The 26111-nt window shown below is 40.6% G+C and carries 32 protein-coding genes and 1 pseudogene; 8 read left to right on the top strand and 25 right to left on the bottom strand.

The window, feature by feature from the left end; all coding sequences use genetic code 11:
* Positions 1-101: 101 nt before the first annotated feature.
* Complete coding sequence (locus ACTFWY_RS01800) at positions 102-269, top strand: DUF3042 family protein (protein WP_003126853.1); 168 nt, start codon at positions 102-104, stop codon at positions 267-269.
* A gap of 23 nt (positions 270-292) precedes the next feature.
* Here ACTFWY_RS01800 and ACTFWY_RS01805 read toward each other — a convergent pair whose 3' ends face one another.
* The 9 genes from ACTFWY_RS01805 to ACTFWY_RS01845 form a co-directional block, all read right to left on the bottom strand.
* Positions 293-655 carry a DUF488 domain-containing protein gene (locus ACTFWY_RS01805; protein WP_311810717.1) on the bottom strand — a complete coding sequence of 121 codons (363 nt, stop codon included), beginning with the start codon at positions 653-655 and terminating at the stop codon, positions 293-295.
* 164 nt (positions 656-819) lie between these two features.
* Complete coding sequence (locus ACTFWY_RS01810; RefSeq protein ID WP_005472184.1) at positions 820-1218, bottom strand: rhodanese-like domain-containing protein; 399 nt, start codon at positions 1216-1218, stop codon at positions 820-822.
* A gap of 15 nt (positions 1219-1233) precedes the next feature.
* Positions 1234-2199 carry an ROK family glucokinase gene (locus ACTFWY_RS01815; protein ID WP_005472183.1) on the bottom strand — a complete coding sequence of 322 codons (966 nt, stop codon included), beginning with the start codon at positions 2197-2199 and terminating at the stop codon, positions 1234-1236.
* Entirely contained in the window at positions 2199-2408 is a 210-nt protein-coding gene (locus tag ACTFWY_RS01820; RefSeq protein ID WP_005472182.1) for a YqgQ family protein, read from the bottom strand. The genes ACTFWY_RS01815 and ACTFWY_RS01820 overlap by 1 nt, the downstream gene beginning before the upstream one ends.
* Before the next feature lie 18 nt (positions 2409-2426).
* The gene (locus tag ACTFWY_RS01825) at positions 2427-3107 is read right to left on the bottom strand and encodes a rhomboid family intramembrane serine protease (protein WP_096710797.1); all 681 of its coding nucleotides are present in this window, start codon (positions 3105-3107) and stop codon (positions 2427-2429) included.
* Positions 3100-3666 (bottom strand): 5-formyltetrahydrofolate cyclo-ligase, encoded by a 567-nt coding sequence (locus tag ACTFWY_RS01830; RefSeq protein ID WP_103299880.1) that lies wholly within the window; start codon positions 3664-3666, stop codon positions 3100-3102. Before ACTFWY_RS01830 ends, ACTFWY_RS01825 begins: the two co-directional genes overlap by 8 nt.
* Positions 3667-3738: 72 nt before the next feature.
* Positions 3739-4719 carry a FecCD family ABC transporter permease gene (locus ACTFWY_RS01835; protein ID WP_081131709.1) on the bottom strand — a complete coding sequence of 327 codons (981 nt, stop codon included), beginning with the start codon at positions 4717-4719 and terminating at the stop codon, positions 3739-3741.
* A complete protein-coding gene (locus tag ACTFWY_RS01840) occupies positions 4716-5699 on the bottom strand; it encodes a FecCD family ABC transporter permease (protein ID WP_242387641.1) in 984 nt (327 codons plus the stop codon). The genes ACTFWY_RS01835 and ACTFWY_RS01840 overlap by 4 nt, the downstream gene beginning before the upstream one ends.
* Positions 5696-6487 carry an ABC transporter ATP-binding protein gene (locus tag ACTFWY_RS01845; protein ID WP_060814786.1) on the bottom strand — a complete coding sequence of 264 codons (792 nt, stop codon included), beginning with the start codon at positions 6485-6487 and terminating at the stop codon, positions 5696-5698. Before ACTFWY_RS01845 ends, ACTFWY_RS01840 begins: the two co-directional genes overlap by 4 nt.
* Positions 6488-6656: 169 nt before the next feature.
* Here ACTFWY_RS01845 and ACTFWY_RS01850 point away from each other — a divergent pair, with 169 nt between their 5' ends.
* A complete protein-coding gene (locus ACTFWY_RS01850; protein WP_219645293.1) occupies positions 6657-7610 on the top strand; it encodes an ABC transporter substrate-binding protein in 954 nt (317 codons plus the stop codon).
* A gap of 121 nt (positions 7611-7731) precedes the next feature.
* Positions 7732-7896, top strand: a complete 165-nt coding sequence (gene rpmG, locus ACTFWY_RS01855) for a 50S ribosomal protein L33 (protein ID WP_369914469.1) — start codon at positions 7732-7734, stop codon at positions 7894-7896.
* A 321-nt stretch (positions 7897-8217) separates the two neighbouring features.
* Here the strand turns inward: rpmG and ACTFWY_RS01860 are convergent, their stop codons facing one another.
* Entirely contained in the window at positions 8218-8775 is a 558-nt protein-coding gene (locus ACTFWY_RS01860) for an adenylyl-sulfate kinase (RefSeq protein ID WP_171917961.1), read from the bottom strand.
* Positions 8776-8956: 181 nt separating this feature from the next.
* On the opposite strand from ACTFWY_RS01860, the gene ACTFWY_RS01865 reads away from it, so the two are divergent.
* Positions 8957-9232: a hypothetical protein gene (locus tag ACTFWY_RS01865; RefSeq protein ID WP_081131714.1), complete on the top strand. Its 276-nt coding sequence runs from the start codon at positions 8957-8959 to the stop codon at positions 9230-9232.
* Positions 9233-9281: 49 nt separating this feature from the next.
* Here the strand turns inward: ACTFWY_RS01865 and ACTFWY_RS01870 are convergent, their stop codons facing one another.
* The 4 genes from ACTFWY_RS01870 to ACTFWY_RS01885 all read right to left on the bottom strand — a co-directional run bounded on the left by ACTFWY_RS01870 (position 9282) and on the right by ACTFWY_RS01885 (position 11744).
* Positions 9282-9740 (bottom strand): hypothetical protein, encoded by a 459-nt coding sequence (locus ACTFWY_RS01870; RefSeq protein WP_003126837.1) that lies wholly within the window; start codon positions 9738-9740, stop codon positions 9282-9284.
* A 67-nt stretch (positions 9741-9807) separates the two neighbouring features.
* Complete coding sequence (locus tag ACTFWY_RS01875; RefSeq protein WP_439926539.1) at positions 9808-10173, bottom strand: thioesterase family protein; 366 nt, start codon at positions 10171-10173, stop codon at positions 9808-9810.
* 19 nt (positions 10174-10192) lie between these two features.
* The gene (locus ACTFWY_RS01880; RefSeq protein WP_311810718.1) at positions 10193-11407 is read right to left on the bottom strand and encodes a CCA tRNA nucleotidyltransferase; all 1215 of its coding nucleotides are present in this window, start codon (positions 11405-11407) and stop codon (positions 10193-10195) included.
* Positions 11394-11744: a nucleotide pyrophosphohydrolase gene (locus ACTFWY_RS01885; protein WP_003126834.1), complete on the bottom strand. Its 351-nt coding sequence runs from the start codon at positions 11742-11744 to the stop codon at positions 11394-11396. Before ACTFWY_RS01885 ends, ACTFWY_RS01880 begins: the two co-directional genes overlap by 14 nt.
* A 136-nt stretch (positions 11745-11880) precedes the next feature.
* Between ACTFWY_RS01885 and ACTFWY_RS01890 the strand changes: the two genes are divergently transcribed.
* Positions 11881-12783 (top strand): YitT family protein, encoded by a 903-nt coding sequence (locus ACTFWY_RS01890; protein WP_081131716.1) that lies wholly within the window; start codon positions 11881-11883, stop codon positions 12781-12783.
* Positions 12784-12955: 172 nt separating this feature from the next.
* Here the strand turns inward: ACTFWY_RS01890 and ACTFWY_RS01895 are convergent, their stop codons facing one another.
* The 8 genes and pseudogenes from ACTFWY_RS01895 to ilvD all read right to left on the bottom strand — a co-directional run bounded on the left by ACTFWY_RS01895 (position 12956) and on the right by ilvD (position 22172).
* A complete protein-coding gene (locus tag ACTFWY_RS01895) occupies positions 12956-13513 on the bottom strand; it encodes a YpiB family protein (RefSeq protein WP_003126831.1) in 558 nt (185 codons plus the stop codon).
* A gap of 9 nt (positions 13514-13522) precedes the next feature.
* Complete coding sequence (locus ACTFWY_RS01900; protein ID WP_311810719.1) at positions 13523-14782, bottom strand: tetratricopeptide repeat protein; 1260 nt, start codon at positions 14780-14782, stop codon at positions 13523-13525.
* Entirely contained in the window at positions 14783-15832 is a 1050-nt protein-coding gene (locus ACTFWY_RS01905; RefSeq protein ID WP_005472178.1) for a hypothetical protein, read from the bottom strand.
* A gap of 167 nt (positions 15833-15999) precedes the next feature.
* Complete coding sequence (gene ilvA, locus ACTFWY_RS01910) at positions 16000-17253, bottom strand: threonine ammonia-lyase IlvA (protein ID WP_103299868.1); 1254 nt, start codon at positions 17251-17253, stop codon at positions 16000-16002.
* Between the two features lie 13 nt (positions 17254-17266).
* Positions 17267-18265, bottom strand: a pseudogene (gene ilvC / locus ACTFWY_RS01915) (ketol-acid reductoisomerase); the annotation flags it as partial.
* A 38-nt stretch (positions 18266-18303) separates the two neighbouring features.
* On the bottom strand, positions 18304-18780 hold the full coding sequence (ilvN, locus tag ACTFWY_RS01920; protein ID WP_081131721.1) for an acetolactate synthase small subunit: 477 nt from the start codon (positions 18778-18780) through the stop codon (positions 18304-18306).
* Between the two features lie 6 nt (positions 18781-18786).
* Positions 18787-20484, bottom strand: coding sequence for a biosynthetic-type acetolactate synthase large subunit (gene ilvB, locus ACTFWY_RS01925; protein WP_311810720.1), 1698 nt, complete (start codon positions 20482-20484; stop codon positions 18787-18789).
* Entirely contained in the window at positions 20484-22172 is a 1689-nt protein-coding gene (gene ilvD / locus ACTFWY_RS01930; protein ID WP_311810732.1) for a dihydroxy-acid dehydratase, read from the bottom strand. Before ilvD ends, ilvB begins: the two co-directional genes overlap by 1 nt.
* A 648-nt stretch (positions 22173-22820) precedes the next feature.
* On the opposite strand from ilvD, the gene ACTFWY_RS01935 reads away from it, so the two are divergent.
* From ACTFWY_RS01935 to ACTFWY_RS01945, 3 genes are all read left to right on the top strand, one after another.
* A complete protein-coding gene (locus ACTFWY_RS01935) occupies positions 22821-23135 on the top strand; it encodes a hypothetical protein (protein WP_123836320.1) in 315 nt (104 codons plus the stop codon).
* A gap of 188 nt (positions 23136-23323) precedes the next feature.
* On the top strand, positions 23324-23584 hold the full coding sequence (locus ACTFWY_RS01940) for a hypothetical protein (protein ID WP_231475498.1): 261 nt from the start codon (positions 23324-23326) through the stop codon (positions 23582-23584).
* Positions 23585-23609: 25 nt separating this feature from the next.
* Positions 23610-24191, top strand: coding sequence for a hypothetical protein (locus ACTFWY_RS01945; protein ID WP_231475499.1), 582 nt, complete (start codon positions 23610-23612; stop codon positions 24189-24191).
* Positions 24192-24234: 43 nt separating this feature from the next.
* Here the strand turns inward: ACTFWY_RS01945 and ACTFWY_RS01950 are convergent, their stop codons facing one another.
* The 3 genes from ACTFWY_RS01950 to ACTFWY_RS01960 form a co-directional block, all read right to left on the bottom strand.
* Complete coding sequence (locus ACTFWY_RS01950) at positions 24235-24597, bottom strand: hypothetical protein (RefSeq protein ID WP_231475500.1); 363 nt, start codon at positions 24595-24597, stop codon at positions 24235-24237.
* The gene (locus ACTFWY_RS01955) at positions 24590-25039 is read right to left on the bottom strand and encodes a hypothetical protein (protein ID WP_147586981.1); all 450 of its coding nucleotides are present in this window, start codon (positions 25037-25039) and stop codon (positions 24590-24592) included. The genes ACTFWY_RS01950 and ACTFWY_RS01955 overlap by 8 nt, the downstream gene beginning before the upstream one ends.
* 177 nt (positions 25040-25216) lie before the next feature.
* On the bottom strand, positions 25217-26110 hold the full coding sequence (locus ACTFWY_RS01960) for a GH25 family lysozyme (protein WP_242386927.1): 894 nt from the start codon (positions 26108-26110) through the stop codon (positions 25217-25219).
* Between the last annotated feature and the right edge of the window lies 1 nt (position 26111).

Here is a 26111-nt window from a genome sequence, read left to right on the forward strand (position 1 = left end):
ATTTTATCAATCCTTTATTCGCGATACAAGGGCTTATTTTTGATATTTTTGTACTTTTGTTTCATAATAGAAATAAATAGATAAAGGCGAGGTGGAGAAGAATGAAACGATTTCTTTCAGGTTTCTTAGTTGGTACAGTAGCAACTATCGCAGCAGCTGCTAGCGTAGTTATGACTGTCAAAAAACAAGTGATCGATCCAATTGACGAACAACAAGCACTAAATGAAGAAAAAAGGAAACGAGCTATGCGTAAAAGCGTCTCTCGTTAATACAAAAACTGCCATTGAAGATTTTACTTCAATGGCAGTTTTTTCAATTCTTCAGCTAATACAACCGCTTGATTATGTGTTTCATCTTTTGCACCATAAACCAATGTCACGGTTTTATGGTCTTTTACTATTTGTTGCAATGCACTAAAGGCATCATCGGCTGGCTTCTTTTTTAGTTCTGCTAGGTATCTTTGACAAAACGCATCAAAGCGCTCTGGATCATGACCAAACCATTTACGCAATTCCGTACTAGGTGCAACTTCTTTCAACCAAGAATCAATCGCCGCCACTTCTTTTTTGACGCCTCTTGGCCAGATTCGATCAACAAGGACCCGAAAACCATCTGTGGGTGCTGCAGCCTCGTATACACGTTTTACTTTAATCATTTCCTTTCACTCCTTTGAATCTACCTTAACACATTCTTTCAAAAAAAAGACCGAGTCCATGATGACAAGATTCTCAGTTACAGCTGCTGAATGGTTTCTAACGATTCATTCTCGCGCCTCTTAGGAACATCTTGCTTGATCATTGATCTCAGTCTTTTGATTGATTAACTAGTTTTCTTTTTCGTTTTTCCGCTCCAGCCTTCATAGCCTTCTTTTAGAATGTAAATTTCTTTAAACCCTTCTTTGCGAAGTTTATTCGCAGCACGGATACTTAGAGATTTACGGGTATCATATAAGTAGATGGGCTGATCTTTCCGAAATGCGCTAAACGAATTGGTTAATACCGTAAATGGGATATTTCGTGCACCTAAGATATGACCGGCATCGAACTCGTTTTTCTCCCGCACATCAATCACTTGTGCTTTTTTCATGCCATTTTTAAATTCTTCTTCGGAAATGATTTTGGCTGATCGTCTTCCCATAATTTGGAAGTACGCCCAATTCAATGCGATTGCCAATAAAATCAATCCTAAAATAATATTAATCCAGTTCCAAACAGACATCTTACCTATTCCTCTCTACTTTGCAAATTGTAATGCTAATGACGCAGCGCCGATCACACCAGCATCATTCCCTAACTCAGCTAATTTGATTTCCGTGCTTTCCGTTACTTGCGGGAATGTGAATTCTGCAAAGTAAGCTGCTACACGACTACGTAAAAATTCACCTGCTGCTGAGACACCGCCACCCAGTACAATACTTGAAGGATTCAGTGTATTGCCCAAGTTTCCACAAGCAAGGCCTAAATAGAAGCAGACTTTATCTACTACCATCAATGCAAACGGATCTTTCGCTTGGGCCGCTTCAAAAATATCTTTGCTGGAAATATCTTCGCCATTATCCAGATTTTTTTTCAATTCAGAATCGCCAGCATACTCTTCCGCCAAATGTCTTGCTACCCGAACGACACCCGTCGCACTTGACACGGTCTCTAAACAACCACGCTTCCCACAAGTACATTCAAATCCTTCTGGATCTACTGTAATATGCCCGATTTCTCCTGCACAGCCTGCTACACCATGCAAAAGTTGTCCTTCCATGATGATTCCACCGCCAACACCTGTACCGAGTGTGATAAAGATCACATCGGGATTGTTGTCACCTGCGCCTTTCCAGCGTTCGCCTAACGCAGCAACATTGGCATCGTTATCGATAGCAAAAGGAATCCCTGTCCCTTTTTCAATCGCTTCTTTGACAGGTTGCAACGTTTTCCAATTCAAATTGTAAGCACCGATAACTGTTCCTTTTTTGCGATCGACACTTCCTGGAGTCCCCATACCGATCCCAATGAAGTCTTCTGCTTTCATGCCATACAAATCCAGACGATGATTGATTGATGCAATGATCTCTGGTACGATGTGAGAACCCTCATCAAGAATATTGGTATCGATGCTCCATTTTTGTTGAATCTCTCCTTCAGAAGTCAACACAGCAAACTTGACTGTTGTTCCTCCTAGATCAATCCCGATGATTTTTTTGTCCATCACTTATTTTCCTCCCGGCTTTCTTCAATCCGATGTTCACGCTTTAAAATGCGCCAAGCGGTCAAATAGGTATCTCGATCGATCAAACGGCTGTCATAAAGATTTTTGACTTCCATCTGGATCAACTCGATATCATAGATTCGCTTGCCAACATAAATATAGACACCAAATTGTTTCAATAGTTGTTGTACGTCATATAACGTTTCCATAAACACACTTCCTGCTTATTATACAAGTATTTGATACTTTTTTAAACCATATATCACAAAAACTGCCAGTAAAAAAAGAAAAACAATGGCGGAAAGAATGCGGGTATGAATCGAATATTTCCCGAAGTTCTTTGGTAAAGCCAATGCATTGCCTAAGATGAATCCTCCTAAGATTCCTCCGACATGTCCCCAAATATCAATCGATTGATCAAATAGACCAAATACGAAATTCAAGACAACGAACAATGCAAATTGACGAACCATCGCTTGGATCTGGTAATCATTCTTAAAGTGGAGTCCCAGAATCAGAAAAGCACCAAACAGACCAAACAATGACGTGCTCGCACCTGCAGATTGGACACCGGCCTGATTAAAGGCAAAACTCATCGCGTTCCCCATAATCCCACTCATCAAATACAAAATGAAGAAACGAGCATGACCGTAGATCGCTTCCACCTGTTGACCCATAAAATAAAGAATAACAGAATTCACTGCAAAATGAGCGAGACCAAAGTGAATGAAAATCGGCGTTACAAAACGCCAATACTCGTTCATATAAGCAACATAAGGGCCAAACATCACCCCCATCACTTGAGTCATCGGACTAATATAGCCGATAATAAAGACTAACGTCTGGATGGCTAAAAACGTATAAGTAAAGATTGGACGATTAAGCCAGCGTTTCATTTGTTTATTCATTGTCTACTCCTTTTTCTCCGAAAGAAACTTTATCAGTGATTATTTTCTGGACCGGAATATCAAAAGAATCAGGTTGCCACCGGACATCAAATTGTTCTGCAAAAACCAATGACACAGTTTTCCCTTGGAAATCTGCCAGAAACCGATCATAATAACCGCCGCCAAAACCAATCCGATATCCCTCATGAGAAAAAATCAAACCAGGAACGATCAAAAGATCCAGGTCCAATGCATCGATTTTTTTTTGAGAAAGAGGCTCTTCTACCCCAAAACTGGAAAGCTGATATTCAGTCTGTGGTTCCACTTGATAAAAGTGAAGTTTCTTTCTCACAGAACGTGGCACGGCAATTTGTTTGCCAGAGTGAAATCCGCGCTCAAAAATCGGCTTTGTATCAAATTCAAACGGCAATGACCGAATCACGCCAATGGATTCTGCTTCGAGCCACTCTTTGGAAGCAAACAACAAAGACTGAATGATCTGCTCTTTGGTTTGCTTTGTTCGTGGATCCAGTTGCTTGAGTCGGGTTAGCCCTTGTTCACGCAAAATTTTTTTATCCATAATTAACCAACTCCTACTCCGAATAGTACCAAAAACCGGACTCAAATAGCAAACGCAATCGTGAAAAAATTCTCACGACTGCGTTTTTTGACGAATCAGCAAAAACAAAAAGTACGGAGCACCAATGATCGCAATCACGATACCAGCAGGAATTTCGCCACTTTGAAGTAAAAGACGGCCGACTGTGTCGCTGACTAGCACCAAAATAGCGCCAATCATTCCCGCTGCTATCAATGCCCAACGAGATTCTTTGCCAATCAATCGTTTAGCGATATGGGGCGCCAATAAACCAATAAAAGATAAGTTTCCAGTATAGCCAACACTGCTTGCGGCCAGGCCAATCGCTACGAACAACAAACCGGTACGCAAAAGATTTAGGGGAACACCTAAACTGATCGCCTGTTCTTCTCCAAAACCCAGTAAATTGATCAAAGGTGTAATCATGAATGCCAACAATCCTAGAATCAAGAACCAAGGCAACAAACTTAGCACTTGCGTCCACGAAGTTCCCCAGATAGCCCCCGAAAGCCATGCCGTAACAAAACTATATCGTTCTTTTGACAATTGAACAGTCAATAATAACGACGCAGAAGCAAGTCCAGCATTAACAGCAATTCCAGATAATAAAATTCGCTCCATTGAAAGCAGCTGTCGCTGTTTATAAGCGATAGCATAGACTAGCAGTGCAGCTAAAAGTCCGCCAATCATACCAATTAGTGGTAACAGCTGGGAGCCCTGGGCATAAAAGCCTAAGTAGAGCATGACACATAAGCCAGCTCCATTATTGATTCCTAAAATACTTGCATCCGCCAACTCATTTCTGGTTACTCCCTGTAACAAAAAACCTGAGAAGCCAAACGCACTTCCAGCAATCAGTGCCAGCACTGCTCGAGGAAGTCGGAAATCGAAGAATATCAATGACTGGCTAGCTGTTAGAGTTTGCTGCCAAAGAGCGAGCCAGAGATCAAAAGAAAAGAACGTCTTTCCCACCATGATACTGCCACAAAACGCCAGAAGAACCAAAACAAAAAGGAAACCGATTTTTTTCTTCATAGCTGTTCCCTCCGAATCTTCACTAATAAGAAAGGAACCCCAATCAAAGCCATCATGATTCCAAAAGGCGTTTCAAAAGGTGGCTGAATGATTCGTCCTACCCAATCTGCCAAGATTACCAATATTCCCCCCGCCACTATCGTCAAAGGTAAGATCATTTGATAATTTTTGCCAATCAGTCCGCGAATCACATGAGGGACCATCAATCCAATAAAGCTGACCGGTCCCACCAGTGAAACAGCCATCCCAGCTAATAGAACAACTACGGCTAAAGAAACAAGTCGAATCCGTTCAGGATGTTTGCCTAAAGAGATTGCCGTCTCATCTCCCATAGCCAGCAAATTCAAAGATTTTCCGAGTCCTAGGATGATGAAGAGCGCCACCAGATAAATAGGGGTGATCACTTGTAATTGTGTCCACGTTACATTTGCTGCACCGCCAATAAACCAAAAGGCCAAGTCTTGATTCAAATCAAATTGTAAAGAAAATACTTGACTAATCGCAGAAAAAAAAGAACTCAATGCAACACCTGCTAGAATCAATCCAGTCGGCGTCATACCGATCCTTGAATACTTCGTCAACAAAAATAAAAAAGAAGTAGCTAGAAAAGCGCCTAAGAAAGAAAACAACGCTGCCTGATTCGGTTGTAGTGAGGGAAACAAGATAAATGCAACGGCTAATCCGACTGCAGCCCCACTATTGATTCCTAGTAAACCGCTATCTGCTAGCGAATTTTTGGTGACTCCTTGCATGATGGCACCAGTTACAGCAAAACTGCTGCCAACAATAAACGAAGCACAGATCCGCGGCAAACGAATATTTCTAAGCACTTGATGGGTTTGATTTTCTGGATCAAATGCGTAAAAGGCCTCTTTAATAGTTATTAAGGGAATATCAGCTGCTCCTTGCGTCAATGCCAGAAAAAACACAGCGACCAATAATCCGCTTAGAACAAGCAAAAGAATCGTAAATTTTTTCATGTGTTGGCTCCTAATTCATAGGTCAAAAGCAACGGTTTCGAACTATTGGGAAACGTACCTAAAACAGCTTCGATAGCGAACAATTGTTGGAGCCATGAATGGGTCAAAACTTCTTCTGGTGTCCCCCAAGTCATTAATTGACCTTCTTTTAAGGCAAAAATATAATCAGAAAATCGAGATGCATGATTCAGATCGTGAATCGACATAATGATCGTTTTCCCATATTTTTCATTGATTCGTTTTAACAATAACAGCACTTCTAATTGATGTGCCGGATCTAAAAAAGTCGTCGGTTCATCTAAGATAACAATCTCTGTATCTTGTGCCAAAGCCATAGCGATCCAAACCCGCTGTTTCTGACCTCCTGAAAGCGTATGGATACTAGCATCCGCTAGTTCGGTCAAATCTGTCGCAGCTAATGCCCATTCAATGGCTTGATAATCTTTTGCGGTCAACCGACCTAGCCCTTTTTGATAAGGAAAACGACCATAAGAAACGATCTCTCGAATGGTTAATCCGATGGAAGAATCACTGACTTGTGACAACAAAGCAATCTGGCTTGCGACTTCCTTCGTTTTGATCGTTTGTAGATTCTGTTCATTTAGATAAACTTCCCCTTCCATAGGTAGCAGGATTCGGGCTAATGCTTTTAGAAAAGTCGACTTGCCACTCCCATTAGGTCCAATCAAACCAATGATCTTCCCTTCTGGGATGTCGATTGTTATCTTTTGCACAATTTTTTGTTTTTGATAGCCGACAGTCAAATCGACCGTGCGTAAGTTTGCCATATCTTTCCCTCAAAATTCTATTGATAATGATTATCAATTATGACGGTTTTCCTTCTATCCGTCAATGCTTCAAAGCAAAAAACCAGGGATTGACAAATCACTTTTTCTTCGTGATAATGACAAAAAGAAAGTGAGAATGATTCTCATTTATCCCATAAGGAGGAACCTAATGAAAAAACGAACCCTAAAAACACTTTTTTGGCTGTCTTGTACCCTAGTCAGCTTAACAGCATTGAGTGCTTGTTCAGCTAATTCCAATAATACCAAGTCATCTTCCTCAGCTGAGACGGCAACGCTGAAAGATGCGGCTGGACATGAAGTAACAATCCCCGATAATCCAAAGCGAATCATCGGCAGTTATTTAGAAGATTACTTAGTAGCCTTGAACGTCACACCAGTAGCACAATGGACTGTTGGTAATAACAGTGATCAAGGCTATTTGCAAGAGAAACTAAGTGATGTACCAAGGATCAGCTACGACTTGCCCTATGAGGACGTCTTAAGTTATGAACCAGACTTGTTGCTGATCGACAGCAATACGATGGTTGAAGGGGATAAATATGCACAATACAGCAAAATCGCCCCTACTTATGTAGTCAAAAATGGTGAAAATGTCTCTTGGCGAGACCGTTTGACAGATATCGCAAAAGTTCTTCATAAAGAAGATCAAGCAAAAACAGTAGAAAAAGACTATGATGACTTAGTAAAAACAACTAAGCAAGAATTTTCAGGTAAAATCAATGGGAAGTCGGTGGCTGTTCTCTGGGTCACCAACAATTCTGCTTTTATGGTTGCTGACGATCGTTCCAGCGGTCAGCTCCTCTATCATGAACTAGGATTCTCCGTACCGCCACTTGTTTCTGAGATCAGCAAAACAGCGACAGCTGACTGGTCTGCCGTTTCTTTGGAGAAATTAGCTGAATTAGATGCTGATTACCTGATTCTAGTAAATAGCGATCAAGGAGCCGACTTTTTTAAAGACCAAGTTTGGCAAAATCTTAAAGCGGTCAAAGAAGGAAATCTTTGGGAGTTTGGACCTGAATCCAGCTGGCTGTATAACGGACCGATTGCTTATACAAAAATGATCGAAGACGTGAAAAATAAATTGGATGAAAATGGTTGATTTCATTCAAAAAATCGTCAAGTAAAATTACTTAACAAATTTCATTAAACTACTAGCATTCCTTTGCCAAACATGCTATTATATTTTAGTCTGAGAGAAATCTTAGAGGATTCTTGAATATATGGGAGGGAAAAACATGCGCGTAAACATCACATTAGAGTGCACTTCTTGTAAAGAACGCAACTACTTAACAAACAAAAACAAACGTAACAATCCTGATCGTTTGGAAAAGAAAAAATATTGCCCACGTGAAAGAAAAGTTACTTTACACCGTGAAACAAAATAATTCATTTTAAGTCGACTGCGCTTGCTGATAAATAAGCATTGCAGTCGGCTTTTTATTTTTGTGCTATACCCATATGTTCACTTTAAAATAGATAGATGACAAAATCGTAACTTGTTTTTAATTGTTAATAATGCTATTTTTTAACTACAGACTAAATATGCGTATAAATAATAATACAGCAAGGGAAAGTATAGAATCAAAGAAAGTTTTGCTTACCCCAATATTCCCTTTGATTACCTAGAAAATTAAGATCCCCTTTTTTTATCTCTCAAAAGATGACCTTATTCTTTACGTGACAAGTATTTTTCCCAATTCCAACAATCATTCTGCGAAAATCGTTTTTTCCGCTAGAACTTCTTCTTTGAACCAAGTCATTTGGTCTTGAAAATTAATCGTCCCATCTCGAATATAATCTGCTTGTGGAGAAACAATTTCTTCGTGCATCAAAAAAAGCGGTCGCGCTTCCTCTAGATACCCCGTGACCCAATTAATAATTTTCTCTGGCTGTTGTTGAAAGTCTCTAATGATTAGTCTACCCAAGACAATATCCAGAGGTGTTCTTAAATAAATGACCTTGTCGATAGCAGGTGCGAGTTGCTGATGGACATACCCAAACGGAAAATCGATCAAGATCAGCGCACAGTGGTGAATGATTTGTTTTAGGTCATTTATCAATGGTTGAATATCAAATTGATTGATTGCTTCGTAGGGTTCTTTTAACAGAGCCTCAGAGGATGGTGCAGAAGGCAATGCATCGATACTATAATCATCAAAAGATAAAACTGCTGTACCGGGACATAGATTGGCGACCTTTTGGATAAAGGTGGTTTTCCCTGAAGCAGTCACTCCACTAACAACGATAACTCTTGCTTTTTTCATCTGTTTCTCCTTTGTTTTCATTTTCTGTTTAAGTCTTGCGACACATCTAGCTGTTTCTTCTAAGCGTAAAGTAGTTTTGATGCAATACCAAACAGGTGTTTAAAAATTTACTAATTCATATAGATTTTTTTTACATTACTCCGGAAATAAGGTAACTTATCATATAAAGGAGCGTGATCGTGTGAAGGTAGACAAAATCGAATACAAACGAGTAATCAATGATGCCGGACATCTTGAATATGATCTTTTGCAGTATCTTGAAAAAAATCGCGAGAGTGCTTCTCCGGAAATCAAACGTACTGAGATCGATTACTTGATCGATCATGATATTCAACACCGCATCATCCAAAATGCTCGTAAAAGCTTGCTTGGAGACAAAATCATACTTAAAGATGCCATCAGTCAAGACTATCTTTTATTAAAAAAATATACCGACTTTTTTCGCACTTATCAGTGATTGTAATGAAAAAGCAGAACCAGAGAGAAGCTCTCAGTTCTGCTTTTTTTTATTCTTCAAAATGTTCTTGGTAAACGTCTTCGACTGTTTGGTTTGGATCAATCACAATATACAGGCTTTTTGTTTTTTCACTGATTTTTGTTGATTGATAAACGTTATCTAATCCTTCAGTATCTTTGTCTTTGTATGGGAAGTACACAAGATCAGGTGTTCCATTACGGTAAAGAATTTCCATTCGTTCAATATCTTCGTATTTCAAAGCGCGGGCGAACATGCCTAATTCCAATCCGCCTAAATTGATATCATGTGTTGCAACATGATCCCCTTCTTGGAAGATTTCAATTTTGAATCCTGCACATGGATGGATCTCAACAAATTCGCTTCCGTGGATGCGGCCAAAACTAGTAGTGATTTGCTTGATCCACAAATCTCCAATATAACGGCGCTCAATCGTCCATGTTTCTCCATTACGGAAATAAAATTTCAATGCTTTCATTTCTCTTGCCATGACATAACGCTCCTTTTTTTTAATAATACATTTCAATTTTAACACATTGTCTGCTAAGGAGCACAAATTAACTTTCTTTCTCGCTCACTTTTTTTAAAAAAACTTCGATATCGACCGCCGCTCGATGATGCGTACCTGTCGCTAGCAGTTGATCGTTTTCATAGACACGAAAAGTAAACTCATACGTCTTTTCATTCGAGATCTCTTCACAGCATACCTGAACGGTTGCACCGATTCCTGAAGCCGCCCGGTGCTCGATCGTAAATTGTGTTCCTACTGTTGTCTTACCAGACGCTATACGCGATTCCAATGCTTCAAAACAGACAGCTTCTACCATGGCAGCCAAACGAGGGGTCGCTAAGACAGGCAGTCCTCCCGATCCAACTGCAAGAGCTGTATCTTCCTCGGTAACCAAAAATTCTTTTTCGATCATTGTTTTCTCACCTGCTTATTTATAGGTTATTTAATACGATTGTTTTGGCAAAAGCCAATAATGCTTTCTCTTCATTTGCGACTCGTTTCTCAATCACCGCTTTTTCGGCAGCTGCTAGCACTTCTTTCATCCAAGGACCGCCGGATTGGTCAAAGTGGCTCAGCAAGTCGCGCCCATTGATGGCCAAGTCTTTAAGTGAATGGATTGGCAACGCCTGGTAGCGAGCTTGACTAACAGAGGGATCTACCTCTTGTCCATAATAGTACAGCAATTCTTCTGATAGTCGAGCGGCCTCGCTGCCCAGATGGTACAATGCTTCATCACTAAACGGCCCTGCTTTCCGCAGCAATACTCCCTCGAATAACGATTGGACCATCCGAATCAATTCATTGGAACACTTCCATTGCTTCAAAAAAGGACGAACTTCTGCTGTAGAAAGTCCAATCTGGTCAATCAATAGTGTCCAGGCAGAAGCTTCATTGTTCAATGGTCTCTCCGGTAAATCAGCCATTCGCAACAGAGCTTCACCGGCTTGTTTCAGTCCTGGACAATAGAGATAACATTCAGTCGCTACAAAAGCCTTTAAAGCTGAATTGCGATGTGCCCCTAACAGCAATTTGACGAACTCAATGGTGATTCTCTCCACGGATATTTTTGCCAATAGCTGATGATTGTCATAAATTGCCTCAAATGTTCGTGGTTCCAATGTAAAGCCCAGTTGACTGACAAAGCGTAAGCCCCGCATCATACGTAGTGCATCTTCATGAAATCGTTCGTGCGGCTGACCCACTGCTCGCAGAATTTTCTGTTGCAAGTCTGCCAGTCCATCAAACAAATCAATGATTTCACCATCTTTTTTCAGAGCAAAAGCGTTGATTGTAAAATCTCTGCGCTTCAAATCTTCAGCCAAAGAGCGCACAAAAGCAACTTTGTCTGGCCGACGGAAATCTTGATAGGCTTCTTCTGTCCGAAAAGTCGTGATCTCATATTGTTCATTTTCCCATAAAACAAGGACTGTTCCGTGCTCGATACCTAAATCGATGGTACGAGAAAAAAGTTCTTTGATCTCAGCTGGAAAGGCACTTGTTGCAATATCTACATCATGGATTGGCTGTCCTAAGATTGTATCTCTGACACTTCCTCCCACAAAGTAGGCATCAAACCCGGCTGCTTCGATTCTTTGCAATACAGGGATTGCTTGTTCAAATTCTTGTGGTAACTTAGTCAGCTTCATTCATTTTCCCATCTTTTCTTTCAAAGCGATACGCATCTCTGCGGTTGAACTTTTTCATATTGGATTCAAAAACTTCCGTCAAATCGATACCCATGGAATTTGCCATGATCATGGTGACAAAAAGGACATCACCTAGTTCTTCAGCAACTGTTTTCTCGACTTCCGTCTTCTTCTTGGCCTTTTCCCCATAGTGATGATTGACTTCCCTTGCCAACTCGCCGACTTCTTCAGTAAGTCGGGCCATCTGTGCTAAAGGGCTGAAATACCCCGCCTTGAATTGTTGGATATAGGCATCGACTTCTTCTTGCATCTCATATAGTGAACGTTTTTCTGTCATCCTCTTCACCCTTTCTTTCACATTTTAGCAAAAGAAAACGCACCTGCCTAGATAGAGGATCGACTTGCTCATATTGTTTAATGCCAAATTTCGTGCTAAATTGGTACTTGTGAGATTTAGAAATGGGGGAAACAGGATGCGATCTTTTTTTTCGTGGCGGACAGTCCGCGATATTGCCTTAATTGTTCTAGGAACGAGTGTCTATGGTTTTGGTCTCGTCTATTTAAATATACCTAATGATTTAGCTGAAGGCGGCGTCACCGGAATCACGTTGATCATGCGCGCATTGTGGGGCATCAATCCCGCTTACAGTACACTGATTTTGAATATCCCAATCATTTTGCTAGGAGGTAAGATTCTTGGCAGACGTTCGCTAGTCTATACAGTGATTGGAACCTTTGGTCTTTCATTTTGGTTAGGTTTCTGGCAGACGGTTCCATTATTGATCGATCTGCAGCATGACTTACTGATCGTTGCGTTACTCGCAGGACTAATTGCAGGGATCGGCAGTGGTGTTGTTTATAAAGTTGGTGGGACAACAGGTGGCGTGGATGTATTAGCCCGGATCCTAGAAAAGAACTTTGGGATCACGATTGGTCGTTCTCTCTTGATCTTTGATGTTTTCGTTCTATTGCTTTCCTTAACCTATATCGATTTGAAACGCATGATGTACACGCTAATCTTTTCCTATGTTTTCGCTCGCGTGATTGATTCGATCCTAGATGGCGGCTATTCAGCAAAAGGGATCATTGTTATCAGTAATCATAGTGAAGAAATTGCCCCTGTCTTAATGAATGAATTGGAACGAGGCGTCACCTTTTTAAATGGGGAAGGAGCCTATTCCGGTGGTAACAAACGGATCATTTATATGGTAGTAAGCGGCCGGGAAATTTCAGAGGTCAAACGGATCGTTGCCGACTTCGATCAACAAGCGTTCGTATCGGTGATCAATGTCCATGAAGTCGAAGGGGAAGGCTTCACTTATTTACGTCCTAAATCACGATTTTTGCAACGCAAGGCAGCAAAATCAAAAGGATAACCCCATTCTTCCATCCTATCTAATTATAAAGAAAAAACCGCAAGAAACTTGATTTCTCCCGCACACTGTTGCAAACGACGAACGCTCGGTGCTGGGAGTCCTCTTCTTTCTTGCGGTTCTTTTCTGTTCCACTAGTTTTTATTACTTCACATAGCGCTTTTTAATAGCTTTATTAATGACTTTTTTCTTTTTGATCGAGTTTGAAGCGGTTGACTTCATCCGATAATTCCAAAAAAGCATCCCGATCCCCATTTTCCAAAGCAAGATCGATTTGGCGGTATAATTTCTCAATTTTTAGCTGCATAGCTTCTTTGTCAAGATATTCTGTCACATTTTTTTGTACTTCTTCGTCAACATGGTCATTCCACCGTTCAAAAGGATTGTCCTCCAGAACAGCTAAATAAAGTGGTTTTTCCCAAGGATTTGGAAAGATACATTCTAAATAAAGCGGCTGTTTCCAATTCATCCTGATTTCGTGAAAAATTTGATCGATATCATAAAAGGTTTGATTCTGGATCGTCAACACAAATGGCTCGCCGCCAATCTCTGTACTGCGAACACTCAACCCCCGATCTGTCTGCATCGCCCCTTCAACAATATGAACATTTGTCAAAATGGCTTCATGATTTGCTAGGTAGTTCAGAACCCAAGAAACTTCTCGTCGGCTGAATGATACAGTAGAAACTAACCAATTGAGAAATTTTTTCTTTTCTTGTACATTGATGTTCATTTCCCTCACCTATCTTTCTAATAGATCCTCCACGATCGATTGCACTTCCAGATCACCAGGTTCGTGAGCCAGATAATGTCTCAGTAAAGGTAGAGCTTCTGATAATCGTCCTTCTTCTCTTAAGAACAATCCATATTCTTTCATAAAAGCTGGTTCATGCTGCAATCCTTCATTCGCTTGTTCATAGAACTTCGCTGCTTGGTCAAACTCTTCTAACGCGTTATAAGCCTGTGCTAAATTCCATAGAGCATGGGGTTGTTCATTGTCTTCCATCTTCTCGATAGCCAACACAGCTTCTTGCCAACGCTCTTCATTCAAATAAAGATTACTCAGTGTAAGCAGGGTTTCATCTTCTTTTTCCCCCGTCTCAAGGGCTTTTAATAAGAAGGATTCGGCTGCTTCGCTGTCATGCAACCGATACGCATTTTCTGATGCAAAATGATAAAAATCCACTTGAAATGGATCTTCATGGATTCCTTCTTCAATGACAGTTTGTGCCTCTTCCAGTTGCTCTTCTTCTTGTAATGCCTCTGCTAAATAGAGATACAAGGAACGGTATTGCGGATTCAGTGCCCGCAACTGCTGCAAATATCGAATCGCATGCTCATTTTCTTTTAATTGTAAGTAAACTAAAGCGGTTTGGAATAGACGGTCATCTGTTTGCTCCTCAGCTAGACTTGCTTCCAGATATTCGATGGCTTCTTCAAATTTCCCAGCCATACTCAATGCGGCTCCGGTCCGTTCCAATAAGGAAATACCTGTGATTTCCTGGATATTTTCCTTTAGTAATCCTTGATAAAACTCTGCCGCTTCTTGATAACGGTCGGTTGAAAAATACAATTCCGCTAGTGCAAAACGAATCAGCGATTCTTTGGGCAGCAGCTTTTGGGCTTCCAATAATTTTGCTTCACTGACTTCGGGGATCCCAATCAATTGATAGAGATCAGCACTGATCAATAACGCTCGTGGATAAAAAGAGCTTTGCGGTGTGATCCGATCTAGATAATCAAAAGCTTCGTCGATTTGATCATTTTCCATAGCAATTTCTGCTAACGATAGCAACCATTCTTCATTTTCGGGGTCACGTTCTTGCAGTGTATCAAATACTTCTCTTGCTTCTTCTAAAAAGCCGATTTGGATCAATTCTTCTCCTAATTCGGCTAAGACTTCATTTTGATCTGATTGCAGGGCTTTTGCAAAATTCAATTGCGCATCAGCTAAATTCTCGGCTGCTAATGCCTGTAACATTTTTTCACTGTATGTTTCCATCTAAGTTCCTCTTATCTGATTGATTATTGTTTGGTAAGCGCTCATTGTCTGGACGAGATCCTCTTCTAATGCGCTGGTTCTGCCCCCTATTGTACCAATTTCTGATAAAAAAAGCAGTTTTTTCTCTTTTTTCTGTAACAGCAGAACTTGCTGAAAATAGTCGCTTAAAGATAGTTGGTCAGGCAATACTAAAGGAAACCCTAGTTGGTCAAGCCACAAGCAAAGCTTATCTAATTTGACTGCTAACTGCTGTTGTTGAACATTCCAGATTAAGTGAAAGAGTAGGCCATAAAAAAGTTTCATTGCATCAGACAGCAAATGTCCATTTTCAGTCTTATAAAAAGCATCTGTAAAGACTTGTCCATATTCTTCAAGTGCTGCACCGTTTGCTTGATAGGCTTGGATCACCCGATCTGTATACGCTGCAAACGAACGATTGTTTACTTGTTTTTCTGTCAGAAACGTGCGAAAGAGTTCCCGCAGAAAAGCTTGATCCGTGAGCAGTCCGCAACGAATCAATACAAGTAAGTCCACCAACTTCCCATCTTTTTGTTTTTCAGCAATCGTTTGATCGTATACGACCACTTGCGGTACATTGGGACTTTGCAAAACAGGAATATCTGGTTTCTTAACAATGATCGCAGATTCTTTGACACTTTTAGCTAACGCCCGTAAAGACACCGGGATCAACCAAAGATCGCTAGTCAGAATCGACGTGTAGTGAATAAAACTGCTTAACGCCAGCACACCTTCATTGCCGAAACCCACGATCAAATAGTTCTCCTGTTTCGAAAAGCGGCTTAGGAAGGACATAAAGGCCTGAAATTCCGTAAAATTATTGCAATACATTTGATTGGTACAAATATACCAGCTGACTTCTTTGGGTAAAAACAAACGGGTCAGTTTTTCAGAGAAACGATCATAATACCGCTGGTTTGTGAGAATGATGACTTGATCATTGGAAATTTCCTGCGTCCGTAAAACAGCATTCAATGTTTCCCCATACAAGATTTGCGTCTGCTGTTCTTTTCTAGAAAAGACAAATTCCATACATCCGCCCCCCATCTACGATTTGTTACTTCTATTATAACAAGAATCAACCATTTCACCTACTAACTAGCGAAAGGATGAGGGAAAGTCATGGATTTGAAATCAAAAAACAAACGACCTCTTTTTTTTAAAAAGGTCGTTTGTTTCGTAACGCTTGGTTCATAAAATCAAACAAGAAGAGTATAGAGAGATTGATTGTCCCGCAAATCAATATATTGTGGATCAAATCTTGACATTCGCGCCAGTAGTGGGGGCAGATCTTCCTGCCTTTTTAGCAGAATCCCTAACAGTACTGGTCCTGTTCCGCGATTGATTTTTTTGGTGTATTCAAATCGAGTGATATCATCCGTAGGACCCAAAATATTGCTAACAAATTCTTTCAACGCCCCAGGTCTTTGAGGAAAATTGACCACAAAATAATGTTTTAAGCCTTGATAAATCAAGGACTTTTCCTCAATCTCTGCCATTCGAGTACTATCGTTATTGCCGCCGCTGATAATACAAACAACGGTTTTCCCTTTAATCTCTTCTTTGATCAATTCCAGAGCGGCGACACTCAGTGCTCCCGCTGGTTCTGCCACAACTGCTTGTTTACTGTATAAGTCCAAGATAGTTTGGCAAATTAAACCCTCATCTACCGCTACTAATCGATCGACGTACTGGGATGCATGCTGGTAAGTCAATTGACCGACTTTTTTGACAGCTGCTCCATCTACAAATTTATCGATCTGCTCTAATGTGGTCGGACCATGATTATCAAAAGCCGCCTGCATCGAAGCGGCGCCTAGAGGTTCAGCACCAACCATTGAGATTGTAGGCTGTTTTGCTTTCAAATAAGTTGCAACACCACTGATCAACCCGCCACCGCCAATTGCTGTCACAACATAATCGATAGAATAATTGCGCTGCTTTGCTTCTGCCATCAGTTCAACTGCCAATGTTCCTTGGCCTGCAATAATGGCGGGATCATCAAAGGGATCAATAAACGCCATTTGATGGTCTTCGGCATAGTGTTGGGCTGCCTCGGCGGAAGCATCGAAGGTATCACCGACAAGTTCGATACGGACAAAATCACCGCCAAAAAACAAAACTTGCGCTACTTTTTGTTGCGGTGTCGTCGTCGGCATAAAGATAACCGCCGACACTTTCAATTCATGACAGGTATAGGCGACCCCTTGGGCATGATTGCCGGCACTTGCACAGACAACCCCCCGCTTCAGTATAGCCGGATCTTGCTGTGCGATTGCATAATATGCCCCCCGCAATTTAAACGATCGGACCTTCTGAAGATCCTCCCGTTTCAGTAAGACAGTCGCTTGATACTTCTCGGATAAAAACCGATCATGCTGTAAAGGAGTCTTTGAAACGACTGATTGCAAGCTTTCATGTGCTTGTTCTATTTGATCGACAGATACCAGCAATCACTGTTCCTCCTTAATCTTTCGTAACAAAAGGCATCATTTTTCTTAATTCTGACCCAACTTTTTCGATTGGATGATTCCCGTTTTGTTCCCGCATTTTTTTGAATTCCGGAAAACCAGCTTGATTATCCGCAATAAAACCTTTGGCAAACGTGCCGTTTTGAATATCTTTCAAGACATTCTTCATATTGGCTTTTGTTTGTTCGGTAATGATTCGTGAACCAGAGACATAATCCCCATATTCTGCTGTATTGGAGATTGAATCACGCATCTTGGCGAATCCTCCTTCATAAATCAAGTCAACAATCAGTTTCATTTCGTGACAAACTTCAAAATAGGCTAGTTCTGGCTGATAGCCGGCTTCTACCAGCGTTTCAAACCCAGCCTCGATCATACTTGTCAGTCCGCCACATAATACGGCTTGTTCCCCAAACAAGTCTGTTTCCGTCTCTTCCTTGAACGTTGTTTCTAGTACACCGACTCTTGTAGCCCCGATTCCTTTGGCATAGGACAAGGCTGTCTCTTGTGCATTGCCAGTAGCATCTTGATAAACAGCAAACAACGCAGGGACAGCAAATCCTTCGCTAAAGGTCCGGCGCACCAAATGGCCTGGTCCTTTAGGTGCCACCAGGAAGACATCCACCTCTTTTGGAGGCGTGATGACCTCAAAATGAATATTAAAGCCATGAGCAAAGGCTAATGCATCCCCTGCAGAAAGATTAGGCGCAATTTCCTTCTCGTAAAGTTCTCCTTGGATCTCATCAGGAGCTAAGATCATCACAACATTTGCTTGTTGTACAGCTTCAGAAACTGGAAGCACGGTAAATCCATCATTCTTTGCGTTCTCAGCTGATTTTCCTGCACGAATCCCGATCACGACGTCGTGCCCTGTATCCCGTAAATTCTGTGCATGGGCATGTCCTTGAGAACCGTAACCAATGATTGCAATAGTCTTATCTCCTAAATTGTCTGTCACTTCGTTATAATATACTTTTACCATGTATGCTTCCCTCCGAAATCTTTTTTTATTAAAAGCAACTGTTCTTGCATTTAACCTCTAGTGAAACCTGTCACACCGGTACGAGCCATTTGCTTGATTCCATAAGGCCGCAACACGTCAATACAGGCTGCTACTTTCTCTGAGTCTCCCGCTACTTGAACCACGATAGTCTTCAATGCAACATCAACGATGTGGGCTCGAAATGGTTCGATCACAGCTTGGATCTCCGAACGTGTAGTCGTTGGCGCGTTCACTTTGATCAGCACTAATTCCCGTTCAATATGGGGGTCTTCTGTAATATCTGAAACTTTTAAGACATCGATTTGCTTATTCAATTGCTTTATCACTTGTTCTGTCTCCAGTGGGTTTTCTGCGTTGATAATGATCGTCATTCGCGAAAATTCCGGCTGTTCGGTGGTCCCAACTGAAATACTTTCGATATTCACCTGACGACGATTCAACACACTGGTGACGCGGCTTAAAACACCAGCTTCGTTATGCACGATGGCAGCAAGGATACGTTTCATAGTCTTTTAAACTCCTATCATCTCATGATTGGCTTTTCCTGGTGGAATCATTGGCAGCACATGTTCCGTTGGCGAGATCAGTACCTCGATTAGTCGTGCACCAGGTTCTAGCAATGCATTGGCCAAATCGTTGGTCAATTGATCTGGGGTTTCGATCCGCACACTATTGATGCCATATGCTTCTGCTAATTGGCCAAAATTTGGCTGTTTAGCAAATACAGAAGCAGAACGGCGTTCATTATGAAACGTTTCTTGCCATTGCCGTACCATCCCGAGAGAGCGGTTATTCATCAAAATGAATTTGACATCCAGACCATAATCATTTAGCAGAGCAAACTCTTGATTGGTCATTTGGAAACCGCCATCGCCTACAAAAACGACTATCGTTTTTTCAGGACAAGCAAATTTTGCCCCTATGCCTGCGGGGATGCCATACCCCATTGTCCCTAAACCTCCGCTAGTGATCAGCTGTTTGGGAAATCGGAAAGGATAATATTGAGCGACCCACATTTGGTGTTGACCAACATCGGTAACAATAACGGCTTCCCCTTTCGTCAAGCGTCCCACTTCTTCAATCAATTTTTGCGGCTTGATTTCCTTTGTTTCCTCGCGGTCATACCGATAAGGATGTTCTTTTTTCCGTTTTTGACAACGATTGAGCCATTCCTTGCAATCTAATTCCTCCGCAGGATAGCGCAGCAACTGGGTCAAAGCTGCTTTCGCATCCGCCACGATCGGAATGGCTGTTTGAACGACTTTTCCGATTTCTGCAGGATCAATATCGATATGAGCAATGATTGCCTGTTGTCCAAATTGACTGCCGGCTGTTGCTAATCGGTCATCAAAACGTGAGCCAATATTGATGATCAAATCCGCTTCAGATAATGCCATATTCGCAGCATACGTGCCATGCATGCCCCCCATTCCTAAGAATAAGGGATGATCTGCTGGCACCAATCCAAGACCTAAGAGCGTGGTTACGATCGGCAAATGATGGGTTTCGACAAACAGACGCAATTCTTCGGCTGCATTGGCGGCACATACCCCTGCTCCCGCCAAGACAACTGGACGTTTTGCTTGTTTTAAACAATTCTTCAATTTCTCGATTTGCAAAATAGATGGAAAGACGGTGGGTTGATAGCTTTTTCGCTCAATTGGCAGTTCAATGACTGCGGCTGTCCGCTGAAGCGTGACATCTTTTGGCAAGTCGATCACCACTGGACCTTTTCTACCCGTGGTAGCGATATGAAAAGCTTCTGCGATCACTCGCGGCAAATCATCGACATGTCTAACTTGGTAATTATGTTTAGTGATCGGTAATGTGATCCCTAGAATATCCGCCTCTTGAAAAGCATCTTTGCCAATACCGGCTGTTGCTACTTGACCGGTGATCACCACTAATGGAACGGAATCACTCATGGCATCAGCGATGCCTGTTACCACATTGGTTGCTCCTGGTCCACTAGTCACTAGGACAACGCCGGCTTTCCCGGTGGCTTTGGCATACCCTTCTGCAGCGTGGACAGCACCTTGTTCGTGACGCGCTAAAATATTCGGAATCGCAGCATCGTAGAGTTGGTCATATAAAGGCAAGACAGCACCGCCAGGGTATCCGAAAATCAGTTCTACTGCTTGTTTCTGCAAACTATCGACTAACACTTCTGCACCGGTCCTAGTTACTTCATTCAACTGGATATTCTCCATTAAACTTCCTCCTCGCTGATTTTCATGATCGCCCCGGTATTTGCTGATGTGACTAATGCCGTATAACGTGCCAGCCAGCCTTTCTTCACTTTAGCCCGAAACTTCGGACGTGTTTGTGCGCGCAGCATTAATTCTTCCTCTGAGACTAATACTTCCAATGAGCGATTTTGCAGATCAATCACGATGTCATCTCCATCACGGATCAAAGAGATCGGTCCACCGGCTGCCGCCTCAGGAGAGATATGCCCAACTGCGATCCCTCTCGTGGCTCCTGAAAAGCGTCCATCTGTGATCAGTGCAACCTCTTTGCCTAACCCTCGTCCAACAATACTCGAAGTCGGCGCCAACATTTCCGGCATCCCGGGACCTCCTTTAGGTCCTTCATAGCGGATCACCACGACATGCCCTTTTTGGACCGTATGATTGTCGATCGCGGCTACTGCCTCATCATGAGAATCGAAACAAATTGCTTTTCCTTTAAAAAGCTGAATGCTTGGGTCAACACCCCCCACTTTGATGACACTTCCCTGAGGCGCAAGATTGCCGTAAAGGATCGATAAGCCGCCGACAGGGCTGTACGGATTCTCCTTTGGATGAATCACTTCTTCATTTTTGATTGTCGCCTGAGCGACATTTTCCCGCAAAGTTCTGCCTGTGACTGTCAGCCGATCTGGATGGATCGCCCCCTTGATATCGACCAATTGCCGTATAATGGCAGAGACGCCGCCAGCCGTATGGACATCGTGCATGGAATAAGCGGAAGATGGCGCAATTTTTGAGAGATAAGGAACTCGTTCGGCAATCTCATTGACCCGCCTCAAGTCATAATCGATCTCCCCTTCGTTCGCAATAGCTAATGTATGCAAGACGGTATTGGTAGAGCCCCCCATAGCCATATCAAGAGCAAACGCATCATCGATGGCTTCTTCTGTTACGATATCCCGGGGCTTGACTTGATTCTTCACTAGATCCATCAGATGGAATGCCGCTTTGCGAACAAGTTCCCGTCGTTCTTGCGAAACTGCCAGAATCGTCCCATTTCCTGGTAATGCCAACCCTAAAATCTCCAAAAGACAGTTCATGGAATTGGCTGTGAACATGCCGGCACAGGAACCACAGGTGGGACAGGCATTTTTTTCCATGAATTCAAAATCTGCCTGTGACATTTTGCCCTCTTTAAAGGCGCCTACTGCTTCGAACATGGAAGATAATGTCGTCTGATGGCCCCTAGGATCAATCCCGGCTTTCATAGGTCCCCCAGAGCAGAAAATTGCTGGCACATTGGTACGCATAGCTGCCAAGATCATCCCAGGCGTAATTTTATCGCAGTTGGGGATGTAAAAAACACCATCGAACCAATGGGCATTGATGACTGTTTCAGCTGAGTCAGCAATCAGTTCACGACTTGGCAATGAGTAACGCATCCCGATATGTCCCATGGCGATTCCATCATCTACCCCAATTGTATTGAATTCAAAAGGGATCCCCCCGGCTTCTCGAATGGCTTCTTTGGCAATATCTGCCAGTTCTCGCAGATGGACGTGACCAGGTACGATATCGATATACGAGTTGCAAATGGCAATAAAAGGCTTATTCATATCTTGGATATTTTTTACTTGTCCTGTTGCATAAAGCAAACTCCTTGCTGGAGCTGCGTCAATGCCTTTTTTTATCTGATCACTTCTCAATTCCATCATCTCCCGCCTATTTCATAAAAAAAAGCACCCCGGTTTATAATAAACTGGGATGCTTTGCCAGAATCCCATTTTACTTACGCAAATAGGACTCAAACAAACGGATAAATTTTGCTTCCGTGTTCTAAGTCCTGGTCTCAATAATAATGACTAATAAATATTGATTAAAATTGCGCATAAAAAATGGCTCCTTCATTAAAATATTTGCTGTTTTCTTGTAATTGTTTAATAATATAGCGCGAAAAAAAATTCTTGTCAATGAATTTTCTGAATTTTTTTGCAATTGATCCGATAAATGTACTTTTAGTAGACGGATCTACATTGGATTTTTGATGAAAATAGGGATAAGTAAATTTATGTACAAAAAAACCCTTGATTACTCAAGGGTTTGGAAGACTCAATTATTTCACTGCGTCTTTTAATTAAATCATTTTCCTGCTGCCATATACTGGTACTTTTCCGCATCAAATAAGGCGTATTTAGCATCTCATATCCTTAAAAATATTTGACTGGTATGGACTAGTAAACAGTTTTTGCCCCTTTTTTGCCCCTTTAAACAGCATAAATATCTAAATAATTAATCTGGTGTTCGCTTTACAAAACGAACATTCGTTCGTATAATTCTTTTAAGGAGTGATTACAGTGAGATTCATTAAACGTGAGAATTTCGGTGATTATATTCGACCAGCAAAATTTTGTTTAAAGAATAAACTTTATGGATTTGAAAAAGCATCCCACGAAATTATTATCATAGAAGGAATAGATTATAATTGGTGGATTTATAATAGTGATCGCTATTGCATGGCATTCCCGACCAAGGACATTGATCATGTTTTATTATTTGAAAGAGATTTTCAAGCTCGTCTACCTCTCTCTCACAGCGGAGAAAATTATCGTCTAACAGATTTTAAAAAAGCAAAACGTCCTATAAATCCATACACTGGAAAGGTATCTTAATATGAACTTAATTAGTCAGTATGAACAGGGCTATATTTCTTATTCAGAGTTTGAACAGGAATTTCCTGATAGTATATCTGAATCGCAGGAGTGCGTTTTTGGAACTCGTTGCGTAGAGTTTTATGTAGGCATGACTTTAGGGAAAACAAACACTAGGTATTTTATACAACCATACGGAGGCAATCATAATGAAATCATTGAAAGGTGTAGTTTCGAAGATACGAGTGTTGAAAATGTCGAGGACCCCTTTAGTGCGTTTCTCGCTGGATAATGTAAACTGTCTGATTGCAGCACATAGTTTGAGCTTTCTAGCCGACGTAGACGAAGGAATGCAAATCGTTGTGGCTGGTGAGTTTAATGATCGTAAGCAGTTTGTTGTGAAGAAGTATAGTGTACTTGGCAAAACGAAGATTATGATGGTATTTGAAAATTTAATGGCTTATAATTAATATATAACTTATAGAGGATGGTTTTATGAAAAAAGTCATATTATCTTTATCGTTTTGTTTTTCATTACTTTTTATATCCGCATGCGGTTCTGAGAACTCAAGCTCGGCCAATACCTTAAATGATCATAATGCAGCAAGTGAAACAAGCTTAACTGAGGACTCGTCAGTTGTTGATCAATCTGTTTTAGATATTTACGATGATAATGAAGACTGGTCTCTAGGAAAAATGGATATTCCTGGATTGATTAATGCTTCATCCGGAAATCAAGAGAAAGCTATTGAAGATGCTAACATGGTTATTAATCTATCTTTGTTTAAGTATTTTATTATAGACTCTAATAAAGATAAAATTGAACTAACTGCTGAAGGCGATAATAAAGACTTCTATTCCATAATGTTTACTATTATGAGTGTGCCCGATAAAAAAACGATGGAGACTCTTTCTAATAATTTCGAAGAGTTAGTTTCCCGGAATCCAATAAATCCAGACATTGATTTATATACATTAACTGCATTATATTCTTCAGATTCAGAGGAAGAAGATACTACACCTGTCGTTATATCATATCAATTAAATGAAAATAATAAGGTAGAAAAAATTGATTAATAAAAGCCCCCCTACTCAAATTGAGTAAGGGGGTATAGTTTTATTATAAGCCAAAAAATTTTAAAATTATAGGAATCATAATTGACCCAACTACCAACAATACAATAGTGTTAATTTTGGAATCAATTTTATCTATATTCTCTTTCATATTTGTTAATCGTTCTGAATTTAATTTCTCATTAGCTTCAATCTTCTGGACAATTAAGTCTAGATCATGTTTAGTTTCTATATGAGAAATCTCAATTTTATGATTTAATTCTTTAATTGATCCATTCAACTCTTCTTTAGTTGCATATTGAGACATGTCATTCTCATCCCCTTGATAGCTTGGTAAGTCTTTTTTTAGTTGTAAATTTGAGTTGTCTTTTTTGAAATCATTTAATTTAAAAATTTTCGTTTCATTCATAATCTTTGTCTCCAAATAAAGAAATGATATTTACAGGAAATTCGGTTTTAAAAAAAACTGTCTCATTTAGAGAAACTTCTCCTATATTTTCTTTGTATATTTTTGCAACATAGGAAAATCGCAACTCAACAAAATCTATAAGTTCCGGAATGTTTTTTTCAAGAACAATCTCTCTTTGAAATTCAATTATATTATTGGAGGCCTCAATAGGTATTTCAGTATAAAATCTACTTTCGAATTTAACACTTTTATCTATCCCATCATAAACAATCAATGATATAAACAATGTAACATCAGTCGTTAAAGTTGCCCCGCGATTCCAGTACAACTTTCCATTCACTGGAATTTTTGTAATACCATTTAACCCATCTTGGTATGTTTTCTTAAACTCTAGAAAATCTATGCTAGTTTCAAGAACTGTCAAAACTTGCGTTTTATTCAAGAAAATCCCCCCTCGTCACGATTAAGTTTACTATAAAATATAGTTCTGATACTATTAAAATCTATTCTAACACAATATATTTTTTAATTGAAAAAGGCAAATACCTTTTTTCCGACTTATTTGAATCACGTATATATTAATTTCTTTATGTATAAGCCCGCATAAGCGGGCTATTTTTTATAGAATATTTCCCCAATCAGAAATCTTTCCAATGGCTATATAGCCTTTTTTGTAACTGTCCGTTCGAGGCTGGACTCCCCAAATATAGCCCGAACCAGTTACAATATCATTGAATTCAACTTTACTACCTTTTTTCAAGGTTGCAATAATCTTACTGTTAGTATTTGCGCTAACACGTAAGTTAACATTGTCTTTTAAAGTAATAGTTTTCATTTTAATTTTTCCTCCTGTTGTTGAGTTGCTAGAAGATCCATTATCTGCGTTTGCTCCAGTGGAACTATTACCGAAAAAATATTCAAATCCTTTACGTACAATCCGATTCAAGTCGAGCGGTCCGGAATAGCCACTTAGTTTTCCATTTGATGTGTACTGATGGATATCATAGTTAGAAGTTGCTGTGGGATTCGAACCATTATACTGACCATTGTTTGAACCGTATGTGGGAATCCAGATACCATCAAATTTTGAAGTATCCAAATTAAAGCTTGAATACAAGTGGTTTGCAATATATGCCCCCACTTTTTTAGCACCTAGTGATTTCAATTTTGCTCGGTACTTTTCAATCCCAGTTCTCATATCGCTCATTGACTTTTCTTCTACGTCAAGCCACCAGAATGTTGGATTATATGCTTTCGCACGGTTGTAGAAGTCTGTCGCTTCTTTCTCCATATCTGAATTTGAAACTCCTCGAACCCAAGCGTAAACCGCTACTGGAACGCCACGTTTTTGAAATTCTACAATGTGAGTTTTGTAGTGCTTGTCGATATACCTTGATCCATACTGTATACGAACAATTACACCGTCAATAGCACTGGCCAACTTATCATAATTGATAGTGTTTGGTGTTTGCCATTCACTAATATCAAGAATAACTGGTGTTGGATTACTCATT

The sequence above is a fragment of the Enterococcus sp. 125944 genome (assembly GCF_051909435.1).
GTDB classification, from domain to species: Bacteria; Bacillota; Bacilli; order Lactobacillales; family Enterococcaceae; genus Enterococcus_D; species Enterococcus_D gallinarum.